Annotated in this window: 11 protein-coding genes; 2 read left to right on the top strand and 9 right to left on the bottom strand. The window is 66.7% G+C overall.

Annotation, left to right across the window (positions count from 1 at the left end):
- Window positions 1-144 precede the first annotated feature (144 nt).
- The 5 genes from OVA06_RS11855 to OVA06_RS11835 all read right to left on the bottom strand — a co-directional run bounded on the left by OVA06_RS11855 (window position 145) and on the right by OVA06_RS11835 (window position 6459).
- Window positions 145-585, bottom strand: a complete 441-nt coding sequence (locus tag OVA06_RS11855; RefSeq protein ID WP_268158478.1) for a YybH family protein — start codon at window positions 583-585, stop codon at window positions 145-147.
- A 16-nt stretch (window positions 586-601) separates the two neighbouring features.
- Window positions 602-2398 carry an acetyl/propionyl/methylcrotonyl-CoA carboxylase subunit alpha gene (locus OVA06_RS11850; RefSeq protein WP_268160770.1) on the bottom strand — a complete coding sequence of 599 codons (1797 nt, stop codon included), beginning with the start codon at window positions 2396-2398 and terminating at the stop codon, window positions 602-604.
- A 141-nt stretch (window positions 2399-2539) separates the two neighbouring features.
- A complete protein-coding gene (locus tag OVA06_RS11845; protein WP_268158476.1) occupies window positions 2540-3190 on the bottom strand; it encodes a Maf family protein in 651 nt (216 codons plus the stop codon).
- A 9-nt stretch (window positions 3191-3199) separates the two neighbouring features.
- Window positions 3200-5722, bottom strand: coding sequence for an MMPL family transporter (locus OVA06_RS11840; protein WP_268158474.1), 2523 nt, complete (start codon window positions 5720-5722; stop codon window positions 3200-3202).
- Window positions 5723-5739: 17 nt separating this feature from the next.
- Window positions 5740-6459, bottom strand: coding sequence for a TetR/AcrR family transcriptional regulator (locus tag OVA06_RS11835; RefSeq protein WP_268158472.1), 720 nt, complete (start codon window positions 6457-6459; stop codon window positions 5740-5742).
- A gap of 162 nt (window positions 6460-6621) precedes the next feature.
- On the opposite strand from OVA06_RS11835, the gene OVA06_RS11830 reads away from it, so the two are divergent.
- The gene (locus OVA06_RS11830; protein WP_268158471.1) at window positions 6622-7191 is read left to right on the top strand and encodes a hypothetical protein; all 570 of its coding nucleotides are present in this window, start codon (window positions 6622-6624) and stop codon (window positions 7189-7191) included.
- Between the two features lie 135 nt (window positions 7192-7326).
- Here the strand turns inward: OVA06_RS11830 and OVA06_RS11825 are convergent, their stop codons facing one another.
- The 4 genes from OVA06_RS11825 to OVA06_RS11810 form a co-directional block, all read right to left on the bottom strand.
- The gene (locus OVA06_RS11825) at window positions 7327-8775 is read right to left on the bottom strand and encodes a dicarboxylate/amino acid:cation symporter (protein WP_268158469.1); all 1449 of its coding nucleotides are present in this window, start codon (window positions 8773-8775) and stop codon (window positions 7327-7329) included.
- Window positions 8776-8950: 175 nt separating this feature from the next.
- Window positions 8951-10636 carry a DUF885 domain-containing protein gene (locus tag OVA06_RS11820; protein ID WP_268158467.1) on the bottom strand — a complete coding sequence of 562 codons (1686 nt, stop codon included), beginning with the start codon at window positions 10634-10636 and terminating at the stop codon, window positions 8951-8953.
- Window positions 10637-10706: 70 nt separating this feature from the next.
- Window positions 10707-10943 carry an acyl-CoA carboxylase subunit epsilon gene (locus tag OVA06_RS11815; RefSeq protein WP_268158465.1) on the bottom strand — a complete coding sequence of 79 codons (237 nt, stop codon included), beginning with the start codon at window positions 10941-10943 and terminating at the stop codon, window positions 10707-10709.
- A complete protein-coding gene (locus OVA06_RS11810) occupies window positions 10940-12523 on the bottom strand; it encodes an acyl-CoA carboxylase subunit beta (protein ID WP_268158463.1) in 1584 nt (527 codons plus the stop codon). The genes OVA06_RS11815 and OVA06_RS11810 overlap by 4 nt, the downstream gene beginning before the upstream one ends.
- A gap of 224 nt (window positions 12524-12747) precedes the next feature.
- Here OVA06_RS11810 and OVA06_RS11805 point away from each other — a divergent pair, with 224 nt between their 5' ends.
- On the top strand, window positions 12748-13635 hold the full coding sequence (locus tag OVA06_RS11805; RefSeq protein ID WP_268158461.1) for an SDR family oxidoreductase: 888 nt from the start codon (window positions 12748-12750) through the stop codon (window positions 13633-13635).
- The last annotated feature ends 3 nt before the right edge of the window (window positions 13636-13638 follow it).

Below are 13638 nucleotides of genomic sequence, written 5' to 3'. Positions count from 1 at the left end.
TAAGTGTGCCTGCACTTGCCCGCTATACGCCAGCAGCCCGAAGCCGATGGCTCCGGACTGCTGGGTAGTGTGGACGGCTGAACTTGTAGTACTGCTTGGTCGGGCAGGACCGCTTAGCCAGGAGGCGGCGGGCGACAGGCTGGTTCAGCCGGCCGCTGCCTGGACCAGCGACCTACGGGACTGGGGCCGCGCAGCCGGATCGGCATGGCGGTGCACTAGCTTCCAGTAGCCTTCCTCGCGGCGGAAAATGCTGGTTACCCGGAGGGCGAACTCTTCGGTGGCCGCGGCACCGTCCAGCCGGGCACGGAAGTGCTCGGTTTCCACCAGGTAGGCGGTGTCGCGCGCCGTGTACGACGTGATGGTGTCGAAGCCGAGCATCTGCCCGTCCTGGAATTGCCGGGCGGCCTGGTCCAGCCGGGCTTCAACCTGGGCCCAGCCCCGGGCGATGCCGCCGAAGGGGTTGGCCAGCGTCACGTCCTCGAGCCGGGAGTAGAGGTCCTTGACAGGACCCGTATTGCCCCGGGTGATCTCCGGAACCGCCTCGTGGTAGCGGGCCACTTCTTCCTGGAAACTGGGTGCCAGCATGGGTGCCTCCGGTCCGTCAGTCTTCGATCGTGGCGATCACGGCGCCCGCGGACACAGTCTCGCCTGCAACAGCCTTCAGGCCCGTGATGGTTCCGGAACGGTGCGCCGTGAGGGGCTGCTCCATCTTCATGGCCTCCAGCACCACTACCAGGTCACCCTCGGCGACAACGTCGCCTTCAGCCACAGCCACCTTCACGATGGTGCCCTGCATGGGGGAGGTGAGGGCGTTCCCGGTGGCGGCAGCGGGGCCGCCGGACCGTGCGCGCTTCTTCGACTTGCCGGACTTCGCTGCAGGAGCGGCGCCTGCGCCCAGGGAACCCAGGGATGCCGGGAGCACCACTTCGAGGCGTTTGCCGCCTACCTCGACAACCACGCGCTGGCGTTCTTCGACGTCCTCGGTTTCGGCTGCGCCGTGGGGGTTCCAGGCTGGCAGGTCGTTGGTGAACTCTGTTTCGATCCACCGCGTGTGGACCTTGAAAGGGCCCTCCGCCGGAGCGAAATCGGGGTTGCTGACCACGGCGAGGTCGAACGGGATGACGGTGGGAATGCCTTCCACCACCATCTCCTCCAAGGCACGGCGCGAGCGCTGCAGGGCCTGGGTGCGGGTAGCCCCGGTGACCACCAGCTTGGACAGCATGGAGTCGAAGTTGCCGCTGATCACATCGCCCTGCTCCACGCCGGAATCAATCCGGATGCCGGGGCCAGTCGGGTTCTTCAGCGTGGCAATGGTGCCGGGGGCAGGCATAAAGTTCCGGCCGGGATCTTCACCGGTAATGCGGAACTCGATGGAGTGGCCACGGACCTCGGGGTCGCCGTAGCCCAGTTCCTCGCCGCGGGCCAGGCGGAACTGTTCGCGGACCAGGTCGATGCCGGTGACTTCCTCGGACACGCAGTGCTCCACCTGCAGGCGGGTATTGACCTCAAGGAAGGAAATGGTGCCGTCCTGGCCCACCAGGAATTCACAGGTACCGGCACCGAGGTAGCCGGCTTCCTTCAGGATGGCCTTGGAGGATTCGTACAGCCGCTGGTTCTGCTCGGGGGTAAGGAACGGGGCCGGTGCTTCTTCGACGAGCTTCTGGTTGCGGCGCTGCAGCGAGCAGTCGCGGGTGGAGACCACCACGACGTTGCCGTGGGCGTCAGCGAGGCACTGGGTTTCAACGTGCCGCGGAGCGTCCAGGAAGCGTTCGATGAAGCATTCGCCGCGTCCGAAGGCCGCAGTGGCCTCACGGACGGCGGACTCGAACAGTTCGGGGATTTCTTCGCGGGTGCGGGCCACCTTGATGCCGCGTCCGCCGCCGCCGAAAGCAGCCTTGATGGCCACGGGCAGGCCGAACTTGTCCACGAACTCGAGGATTTCCTCGGCAGACTGTACGGGATCGGCGGTGCCGGGGACCTGGGGTGCACCCACCTTTTCGGCGATGTGCCGGGCCTGGACCTTGTCGCCCAAGGCGGAAATTGCTTCGGGGGACGGGCCGATCCAGGTGATGCCGGCGGCGATGACCTTGGCCGCAAACTCTGCATTTTCGGCCAGGAAGCCGTATCCGGGGTGGATGGCATCCGCACCCGACTGCCGGGCGGCGTCGATGATCTTGTCCATCACCAGGTACGACTCGGCGGCGGTGTTGCCGCCCAGGGCATAGGCTTCGTCAGCAAGCCGGACGTGCAGGGCGTCGCGGTCCGGGTCGGCGTAGATCGCTACGGAGGCGATGCCCTCGTCGCGGGCGGCGCGGATGATGCGCACCGCGATTTCACCGCGGTTTGCGATCAGCACCTTGGTGAGGCTCTGCTGCGTGGTACCGGCGGACTGCTCCATATTTGCTGACAACGCGTCTCCTTCTTTCCTTCAGGGAGCCTAGCGCGGTTTTGGAGGTTCCGCCGATATTACTTGCGGAATCCGCGTGTAAACCAGCAATGCTTTGTAGGGAAGCTACAAGTCCGGGGCAATTGGCGCCTTTCAGCGCGGCGGCCAGAGATCGGTGATGCGCACGTTTGCGGCGGCCAGCAGTCCCCGGAGGGTGGATACGGACAGGCCGACGACGGCATGCGGGTCGCCGTCGACCTTCCGGATGAAGGCCCCGCCCAGGCCGTCAATGGTGAAAGACCCGGCGCAGTGCAGCGGCTCGCCGGTGGCGATGTACGCGTCGATTTCGTCCGCGTCCATGTCCAGGAAGGCGACCTCGGCTGAGGCAACGGCGCCAAGGGTGGCCCCCGATCCGGCACCGTCACGGCCGTCGTCGTCCGTGTCCGTATCCCGGCAGTCCACCAGCCAATGCCCTGTGTGCAGCACCCCTGAGCTGCCGCTCATCCGGAGCATCCGCTCCCGCGCGACGTCCGCCGTGTAGGGCTTGCCGTGTGCTTCGCCGTCGAACTCGAACACCGAGTCGCAGCCCAGCACCAGGGCGCCCTCGGAGTCCGGCAGCGCCGCCACGGCCTCGGCCTTGGCCCGGGCCAGCAGGAGGGCGGTGTCGTGCGGATCGGTCACGCCGTAGCGCGCCTGCACGGCGTCCTCGTCCACGTCGGAGACCAGCACGGTGTGCCGGATGCCGGCTTCGGCCAGGAGTTTGGTGCGGGCGGGGGACTGGGAGGCAAGTATCAGGCGGACCACGGAATCAGCCTAGTGGACCAGCTCAGCGGACGCCTTGGCGTTCTCCGGCCGGCTGAGCTTGGCGCCTTCCACGTCCACGTCCGGCAGGATGCGGTCCAGCCAGCGCGGGAGCCACCAGGACTTCTCGCCCAGCAGGTACATCACGGCGGGGACAATGGTCATCCGGACCACGAACGCATCCAGCAGCACACCGAACGCCATCGCGAAGCCCAGCGGCCGGACCATGGTGAGGTGGCTGAAGATGAAGCCCGCGAACACGCTGACCATGATGATGGCGGCGGCGGTCACCACGGCGGCGGCGTGCCGGAAGCCCACCCGCACGGCCTCCTTCGCGGTGGATCCGTGCATGTACGCCTCGCGCATGCCGGAGGCGATGAACACCTGGTAGTCCATGGCGAGGCCGAACAGCACGCCGATCAGGATGATCGGCAGGAAGCTCAGGACTGCGCCGGGGTTGGCGACGTCGAACACGTTGCCCAGCCAGCCCCACTGGTAGACGGCCACCACGGCGCCGAACGCGGCCGCCAGTGACAGGAGGAAGCCGCCGGTGGCCAGCAGCGGCACCACGATGGAGCGGAACACCAGCAGCAGCAGGATCAGGGAGAGCCCGACGACGATGGCCAGGTAGGGCGGCAGGGCGTCGCCGAGTTTGGTGGAGACGTCGATATTGCCGGCGGTCTGCCCGGTCAGGCCCATGGCTACGTCGTAGTCGGCCTTGATTTCGCCGTTCAGGCCGCGGAGTTCCGAGACGACCTTGACCGTGCTGGCGCTGGCAGGGCCTTCCTCTGGAATGACCTGGAAGACAGCGGTGCGGCGGTCCTCGCTGATGGCCACTGGAACAGCTGCCACTACGTTGTCCACTGACCGGAGCTTGTCCGCGATGTCGTACTGCAAGGTGCTGGCGGCTGCCTCGTCCAGGCCGGCGGGGAACTCGCCCACGGCAACGATGGGGCCGGTGACGCCTTCGCCGAAGCTGCGGGCAGTGATGTCGTAAGCCTGGTAGGCCTCGGAATCCACCGGTTCGGAGCCGCCGTCGGGCAGGGCGAGCTGCAGCTGGGTGGCTGGGAGGGCGAGTACGCCCAGCAGGATAACGCCGGCCACCATGGCAAGCACGGGGTGCCGGGTGACCAGGCCGCCCCAGCCATGGGTGCTCCGTTCACGGTCCTTGGCGTCGTCTTCCGCTTCGTGGCCGGGCTCTGCGTTGTGTGCGTTGGCCTTGGCCCATGCCCGCTTGGAGATGATGCGGCGGCCGATGAGGGACAGCATGGCCGGGGTGAGGGTGATGGCGACGAGGACCGCCACGGCCACCGTGCCGGCGGCTGCCAGGCCCATCACGGCCAGGAACGGCAGGCCGGGAACAACCAGGGCGGCGAGGGCGATGATGACCGTCAGGCCGGCGAACACCACAGCGTTGCCGGACGTTCCAGTGGCACGGGCCACGGATTCCTCGGTATCCATGCCTGCCAGGAGTTGGGTGCGGTGCCGGTTGACGATGAACAGTGAGTAGTCAATGCCGACGGCGAGGCCCAGCATGAGCGCCAGCATGGGGGAGATGGAGCTCATGTCGAAGAGGCCGGAGAGCGCGAAGGTGATGCCCACGCCCACACCGACGCCCATGACAGCCATCAGGAGCGGGAGGCCGGCCGCCACCAGGGTGCCGAGCATGATGATCAGCACCAGGGCTGCGACGGCGATGCCGATGATTTCCGCGATACCGAACAGCTCGGAGATGTCCTCGGTGATTTCCTTGCTGGCCAGGGCTGTGACGCCGGCGGAGGAGGTCCCGTGCGCGATGTCCTGGACCTGCTGGCGGACTTCGGGGCTCAGCCCGTTAATGGAGCCGTTGAACTGCACCTGGGCTACGGCAGCCTTGCCATCTTCGGAGACGAAGCGGATGGCCGAGGATGCTTCGGCCTGCCGCTTGCCCAGTTCCAGCTTGGCCTTGCTGGCCTCAAGTTCCTTCGCTCCGGCGTCGAATTTGGCCTGGCCTTCGGCCGCTGCGGCCTTCTGCTGGCCCAGTTGCGCCTCGATGGCCGCTGCGGGAGCACCGGCAGCCACCATTTGCTGTTCTGCAGCCTCCAGCTGTGCCTTTCCGGCATCCAGTTGCGCCTTGGAGGCATCCAGCGTGGCCTGCCCGGCAGCCAGCTGCTGCTCACCGTCGGTGATGGCCTGCCCGGCCTGGTCCACCTGGGCCTGGGTGGCGAACGGGTCCACGGTGCCGCGGACGTCCGGCAGCGTTTCGAGCTTCTTCAGGGCGTCAGTGACCGCCGCCCGGCTGGCGTCGGTGAAGCCGCCGTCGGGTGCCTCGAAAACGATCGTCGCAGTTCCGCCGGACGCGGATGGGAGGTCTTCCTTCAGCTTGTCCGCAATCCGTTGCGTTTCCGTTCCGGGGATTTGGAAGTTGTTGGACAGGGTGCCGTGGAAAGCCGCGGCGGAACCGCCGACGGCAACCAGCGCCACGAGCCACAACGAAAGGACCAGCCAGCGCCGGCGGTAGGAGAACTTGCCAAGGCGGTAGAGCAGCAGTGCCATGAGGGAAACCGATCTGGTCAGGAGGAGTGGGCGGCTGAAGGGGCTGTAGTGCGGGCCGGGGTGGCCGGCGCGGTGGATTTGCCGGCGCCAGCCGGCGGGGTGAAGCCGGAGCCCAGGAGGGCCATGGCGTCGATAAGGAGCTGCCGGAGTTCGGCGAGCGAGGCGGGCGAGAGGTCGGGTCCACGGCGGCTGAACCAGACTTCCATGGCGGCCTTGCCGCAGGAGATGACGGAGCCGGCCAGAGCGTGGACGTACAGGTCGTCCGAACCGTCCGGTGTTGCTGCCACCCGGTCCCTTGCCACGGTGAAGACTTGGGCGCGGCAGTGGTCCCAAGCTTCGAGTTCGGTGTGGGCCATCAGCTGGCTGTGCTGCGTCAGGGCGAACAGCTCGGCCAGGGGCTCCACCGTCCTGGGGTCAGCCAGGGCCATGAGGGCAGCCTGCGCCGCCTCCAGCAGTGGTTCCTCCGCGGGCCGCAGCTGCAGTTGCCTGATGACGATATCCAGGAAGCCGTGGGTCACGGACGCCAGTGCAGCGTCGGTGCTGTTGAAGTAGTTGAAGAAGGTGCGCCGGGAGATGCCGGCAGCCTCGGCGATGTCCTCGGCCGTGAAGCCGCCGGGCCCCTTGGACCGGAGCAGCGCCAGCGCGGCGTCCGTAATGGCCTGCCGGGTGGCCGCCTTGTTCAGTTCGCGGCGTGAGGGAGCCGGGGGCGCGTCAGGCGGGGACGAGGGTGAATTCACGCTCTTACACTACGTGCAAGTTTGCACAGTGGGCAAGTTATATTCACAGGAGAATGAAAGGCTCCCAACAGCCTTTACCGAACCTGCGCACGGATGCTTGGTAGGACCCGGAAAGGGTCAAGCCACAGCAGCCGTCTGGTGACGGCGGAGCAGGAGAAGAGAATGTCACGCAGGAAGAAGATGGCGCTCGGCCTGTCGGCCGCGGCGCTCGCCGTGGGTGCCGGCATTGGAGTGGCGGGAGTGGCTTCAGCTACGACGACGCCGACCCCCTCGCCAAGCGCCAGTTCCAGCGCCTCTGCCGATGCCGGCACGGGCACAGGCTCCGGCCATGACGGCATGGGCCGCCACGGCGGACGCGGAGGTGAACGCGGCGGCGTCCAGGCGTCAGCACTGGCGCAGAAGCTTGGTGTGGACGAGGCAAAAGTCACTGACGCATTGAAGGCTTTCCGCGAGGCCAACAAGCCCAGTGGACCGCCGGCCGAGGGCGAGAAGCCTGACATGGCCGCCCGCGAAGCTGCGCTGGCCAAGTCCCTGGCAGCATCGCTCGGAATTGACGAGGCCAAGGTGACGGCGGCGCTCGACGAGCTCCGCACCGCGGCACAGGCAGACCGGGCGGCAGCGCTCAAGACCCGCCTGGACCAGGCCGTCACGGATGGAAAGCTGACCCAGGCGGAGGCGGACGCCGCAACCAAGGCGGTCCAGAACGGGGTGATCGGCGGCGGCGGACACTGACCGCGCGCCAAGGGTCCCGGCAGGCCCGGGATAGCGTCCCAGGGCAACAGCGCGGGACAACAGGAAGTCCCCGGGAGGATTCCCGGGGACTTCCTGTGATTGCACATTCGAGGCGCCTGGCGGCACCGGTGTTGACTATGCCTTAGCGTCCTGCAGTTCGCGGGGAGCGGTGGCGGCCGAAGTGCCGTCCGTAGCTGCACCGTTCTCGGCGGCGGCGGCGTCGTCGTCATCAACGAAGGGGGTGCCGTTGCGGGGCGCGTTGTACAGCGCTTCGTCCAGGATGCCCTGGCGCTTGGCCACGATGGTGGGGACCAGGGCCTGGCCTGCCACGTTGACGGCGGTACGGCCCATGTCCAGGATCGGATCGATGGCAAGGAGCAGTCCGACGCCGGCGAGCGGCAGTCCCAGCGTGGAGAGCGTCAGCGTCAGCATCACGACGGCGCCGGTGGTGCCGGCCGTCGCAGCGGATCCCAGGACGGAAACCAGGGCGATCAGCAGGTACTGGCTGAAGTCGAGCTGGATGCCGAAGAACTGGGCCACGAAGATCGCGGAGATGGCCGGGTAGATCGCGGCGCAGCCGTCCATCTTGGTGGTGGCGCCCAGCGGGACGGCGAAGGAGGCGTAGCCGCGGGGGACGCCCAGGCTGCGCTCGGTGACGCGCTGGGTGAGCGGCAGGGTTCCCACGGAGGAGCGGGACACGAAGGCCAGCTGGACGGCCGGCCAGACACCGGAGAAGTACTGCTTCACGGACAGGCCGTGGGTGCGGACCAGGATGGGGTACACAACAAACAGCACCAGGGCCAAACCGGCGTAGATGGCAACCGTGAACTTGCCCAGGGAGCCGATGGTGTCCCAGCCGTAGACGGCGACCGCGTTACCAATCAGGCCCACGGTGCCCAGCGGTGCGATGCGGATGATCCACCACAGGACCTTCTGGATCACGGCGAGGGCGGAGGCGTTGAGGTTCAGGAAGGGCTCGGCCGCCTTGCCCACCTTGAGGGCGGCAACGCCGACGGCGATGGCGATCACCAGGATCTGCAGCACGTTGAAGCTGACGGAAGTGGTCACGGCGCCGGATTCGGCAACCGTCGAGCTGGCGCCCAGGCCGAGGAAGTTCTTCGGGAAGAGGCCGATCAGGAAGGACCACCAGTCGCCCGACTTACCGGAGTACTTCGCTTCGTCGGTGATGCCGGTGTTGGCGCCGGGCTGCAGCAGGACGCCCAGGCCGATGCCGATCAGCACCGCAATCAGGGACGTGATGGCGAACCACAGCAGCGTGTTCCAGGCCAGCCGGGCGGCGTTGGATACCTGGCGGAGGTTGGAGATGGAGCTCACCACAGCCGTGAAGATGAGGGGCACGACGGCGGTCTGCAGCAGCGACACATAGCTGGAGCCGATGGTCTGCAGCGTTGCGCCCAGGCCGTTGGGGTTGGTCTTGGTGCTGCCGGTGTACTTGGCCAGCAGGCCGAGGGCAAGGCCCACGATGAGTGCGGCGATGATTTGGAAGCCGAACGATCCAGCCCACTTGGGAAGCTGGAAGCCCGTCTTCCCTGCGGGGGAGGGGGTGCTTGTCTGAGTGCTCACCCGAATACGCTAGGTCCGCAGCTCTTATCACGTCGAAACAACATTGAGAAATATTACGCACGCCCTGTTGCCGGAAGAAACAGAAAAGCCCAGAAACCCGCGGCGGACAGCGGGTTTTGTTACTTATTCCCGGCGGCGGTGTGCTTAACATCTCGCCTGCCGCCGCAGGGGCTGGCTATGAAAGCAGCGCCCGGCGCAGGGTATCGAGTCCAACCGAGCCGATGTTCAGGGCCTTGGTGTGGAACTCCTTGAGGTCGAACCCTGGCCGTGTCTCGAGTTCGGCGCGGATCTGTTCCCAGAGGCGCTGGCCGACTTTGTAGGAGGGTGCCTGGCCGGGCCAGCCCAGATAGCGGGTGAACTCGAAGTTGAGTTGTCCTTCGCTGATGGGCAGGTTGGCCTTGAGGAAGTCGTATCCCTTGTCCGGGGTCCAGGTGCCAGTGCCCCAGCGTGCAGGCACCTCCAATTCCAGGTGGACGCCGATGTCGAAGACCACCCGGGCTGCGCGCATCCTTTGCATGTCCAGCATGCCCATGTGGTCGCCCGCGTCGTCGAGGTATCCCAGTTCCTGCATGAGCTTTTCCGCGTAGAGGGCCCAGCCTTCGCCATGTCCGGAGGTCCAGCAGATGTTGCGCCGCCACTTGTTGAGCAGTTCGCGCCGGTAGGTGGCGGTGGCCACCTGGAGATGGTGGCCGGGAACGCCTTCGTGGTACACGGTGGTGGTTTCGGCCCAGGTGGTGAAGGTGTCCTCGCCGGCGGGCACGGACCACCACATGCGTCCGGGCCGGGTGAAGTCGTCGGAGGGGCCGGTGTAGTAGATGCCGCCTTCATCGGTGGGCGCGATGAGGCATTCCAGTTTCTTCATGACGTCGGGAATATCGAAATGGACCCCGGCCAGCTCCGCGACGGCTTTGTCGGAGAGTTCCTGCATCCAGGCCTTGAGGGCGTCGGTGCCTTTGATCTGCCGGGCAGGATCGTTGTTCAGGATTTCCTTGGCTTCGGCGATGGAGGCGCCGGCCTTGATGGTGCCGGCCACCACCTCCTGTTCAGCGATCAGGCGGTCGAGTTCCTGGACGCCCCAGGCGTAGGTTTCCTCCAGGTCCACGGTGGCGCCGAGGAAGGACCGTGATGCCAGTGCATAGCGGGCTTTACCCACCGCGTCTTTCTCCGGGGCGGCGGGCAGCAGGTCGGTGCGGAGGAAGTCGGCAAGCCCGGTGTAGGCGCGGCGGGCGGCGGCAGCACCGGCGTCGAGCTTTTCCTGCAGCGCCGTGCCCAGCGGTCCGGCTTCGGTGGCGGCGCCGGCTGCGAGCTTGGCGAAGAATCCGTCTGCGGCGGCGTATTTTGTGGCCTGTTCGATGACGATGTTCACCTGGCGGGCCGCGGCCACCCGGCTGGCGTCGCGGGCCAGGCGAAGGGACTCGATGTAGCCTTCGACGGCGGCGGGTACGTTTTGCGCGCGGCCTGCGATGTGTTCCCAGTCCTGTTCCGTGGCGGTGGGCATGAGGTCGAAGATCGCACGGATGTCCTGTGCGGGGGAGGCGATGTTGTTCAGGTCCGCGTACTCCCACCCGGAGGCGTGGATCAGCAGCTGCAGGCCCAGCCGTTCGCGCATGGCGTCCAGCGTGACGGCGTCCACGTCGTCCTCGGGCTCGAGGCCTTCAAGGTCGGCCAGGGCCTTGCGGGCCACCTCCGCGAATTCGGCGATGCCTGCGGGGGAGAAATCCTGGTACTCGATTTCGCGGCCGGGCAGTCCCAAGGTGGTGGCAAGGGACGGATTCAGGCGGACGAGGGTATCGGTGTAGTCGTCCGCGACGGCGTCGATGCGGGTGTGCGGGCGTGCGGCGGGCGAAGTGTCGGTAGTCACTATCCGAGACTAGCCCGGCCCCGCTCGCCGGGCGAGGAACGCGCCGGTGCGCGCCCCCTCCGTCGTACGGTCAGCCTTTGCTGCGCTTCCAGGCGCCCGGCCCGGGCGTTGGTGCCAGGCCCAGCCGTTGCCGGCGCGCCCAATGCCGTGCGGACGGCGCGGCGGGCCTGGCCGCTTCGGGGCCGCCGAGGGAGAGTACGACGGCGGTGAGCGCAGCGAGTTCCTCGGCGTTCGGCTGCCCCTTGATCACAGAGAGCAGGGGAGCCGCGGGGGCTTCGGCCGGGCCCGGTGTTCCGGTGGCGCTCACAGCGGGATGTTCCCGTGCTTCTTGGCCGGAAGGCTGGCGCGCTTGTCGCGGAGGGCGCGCAGGCCCCGGACTATCTGCAGCCGGGTGTCCGACGGTGCGATCACGGCGTCGACGTAACCGAGCTCGGCTGCCTGGTAGGGGTTCAGGAGTTCTTCCTCGTACTGCCGGATGACCTCGGCGCGGCGGGCTTCGACGTCGCCGCCCTCTTCGGCCACGGCCGCGAGGTCCCGGCGGTAGAGGATGTTGACGGCGCCCTGTGCGCCCATCACGCCGATCTGTGCGGTGGGCCATGCCAGGTTGAGGTCAGCCCCGAGCTTCTTGGAGCCCATCACGATGTACGCGCCGCCGTAGGCCTTGCGGGTGATGACCGTCAGCTTCGGAACGGTGGCCTCGGCATACGCGTACAGCAGCTTGGCGCCGCGGCGGATGATGCCCTGGAATTCCTGGTCCTTGCCCGGCAGGAAGCCCGGTACGTCCACCAGGGTGATGATGGGGATGTTGAAGGCATCGCAGTTCCGGACGAAGCGGGCTGCTTTTTCGGAGGCGGCAATGTCCAGGGTTCCGGCGAACTGCAGCGGCTGGTTGGCCACGATTCCCACGGTGTGGCCTTCCACCCGGCCGTAGCCGATCATGACGTTCGGTGCGTAAAGGGCCTGCATTTCCAGGAAGTGCCCGTCGTCGACGATCTGCTCGACGACTGCGCGCATGTCGTAGGGCTGGTTGGCCGAATCGGGGATCAGAGTGTCGAGCGCGAGGTCGTCGTCGTTGACCGCGTTTTCCTGGGCGTGCTCCAGGACCGGAGCCTCGGACAGGTTGTTGGAGGGCAGGAAGTCCAGGAGTTCGCGGACGAACTCGATCGCGTCCCCTTCATCCGAGGCGAGGTACGTGGACGTGCCCGTGGTGGCGTTGTGCTGGCGCGCTCCGCCGAGCGTTTCCATGTCCACGTCCTCGCCCGTGACGGTCTTGATGACGTCGGGGCCGGTAATGAACATGTGGGACGTCTTGTCCACCATCACCACATAGTCGGTGAGGGCGGGGGAGTAGGCTGCGCCGCCGGCGGAGGGGCCCATGATGAGGGAGATCTGGGGCACGACGCCGGACGCGTGCACGTTGTTGCGGAAGATATCGGCGAACATGGCCAGCGAGGCGACGCCTTCCTGGATGCGGGCGCCGCCGCCGTCGAGGATGCCAACCACCGGGCAGCCGTTCCGCAGGGCGAATTCCTGCACCTTGACGATCTTCTCGCCGTTGACCTGGCTCAACGAACCGCCGTACACGCTGAAGTCCTGGCTATAGACCGCTACAGGACGGCCATCCACGGTGCCGTAGCCGGAGACCAGGCCGTCGCCGAGGGGTTTCTTCTTTTCCATGCCGAAGGCGGTGGAGCGGTGCACTGCGAGGGCGTCGAACTCAACGAATGAGTCCTCATCCAGCAACAGGGCAATGCGCTCGCGTGCGGTGTTCTTGCCGCGCGCATGCTGCTTTTCGACGGCCTCGGGGCCGGAGGGCTGTTCGGCACGTGCCTGGCGGTCGCGGAAATCGGCAATCTTTCCCGCTGTCGTTGTCAGATCGTGGCTCATCAAGTATCTCCGGCTCTGTTCAGATTGGTTCAGTGTCGCTGAGTCTGTTGACGGGCTGTGCTCTGGAGGCGCTTAAGTAGCTTCCACACAAAAAACGAACCCTGCTGGCAAGTCTAATGACGGTTTGAGTGCCCGCAGCTGTAGGGAACCTACAATTTTCTGCCATGACCTCACCCGGACAACCATGTTACTCGCCAGTAACTTATCTGGGTTACAGTGTTTCCATGACTTCGAGCAACGACGCTTTGACCGCTGCCGCCAGCCCCTACCGGGCCTCCGGTTCGCTTCGCGGGAGGACCATCCTGATGTCAGGGGGCAGCCGCGGCATCGGCCTCGCGATCGCGCGGCGGGCGGCGGCGGACGGCGCCAATATCGTCCTGATGGCCAAAACCGGCGAACCCCACCCCAAACTCGCCGGCACGGTGTTCACCGCCGCGCAGGAACTGACCGAGGCGGGCGGCGGTGCGCTGCCGCTGGTGGGGGACGTCCGCAACGACCAGGACGTGGCCCGCGCCGTGGCCGAGGCCGTGGACCGCTTCGGCGGCATCGACGTCGTAGTGAACAACGCCTCCGCAATTGACCTCTCCACCACCGATGCCGTGGACATGAAAAAGTACGACCTCATGCAGGACATCAATGTCCGCGGGACTTTCCTGCTCTCCAAGCTCGCGCTGCCGGCGCTGCGCGCGTCCGGCAATGCGCACATCCTCACGCTGTCGCCGCCCCTGAACCTGGATCCACACTGGGCCGGCCGGCACCTGGCCTACACCATGGCCAAATACGGGATGAGCCTGACTACACTTGGCCTCGCCGAGGAGCTGAAGGACGACCGGATCAGCGTCAACTCGCTGTGGCCCTGCACGCTGATCGACACCGCGGCGATCAGGAACATGCCGCAGGGTGAGGCCATCGTCCAGGCCGCACGCGGACCACAGATCATGGCCGACGCCGCCCATGCCATCCTGACCGGCAGCAACCTGCCCGCAGGAGGGCAGGCAACCGGCAATTTCTACACTGACGAGCAGGTGCTGGCGGCAGCAGGGGTTATCGATTTCCGCCCCTACAGCCTGGGAGCCCCGGAGGACCGGCTGGTTCCGGACATCTTCCTGTAGCCG

The sequence above is a fragment of the Pseudarthrobacter sp. SL88 genome, from assembly GCF_026672455.1.
Lineage (GTDB): Bacteria > Actinomycetota > Actinomycetes > Actinomycetales > Micrococcaceae > Arthrobacter.
Note: the sequence above shows the minus strand (reverse complement) of the source record. Positions and strands in the feature narration are given on the sequence as shown.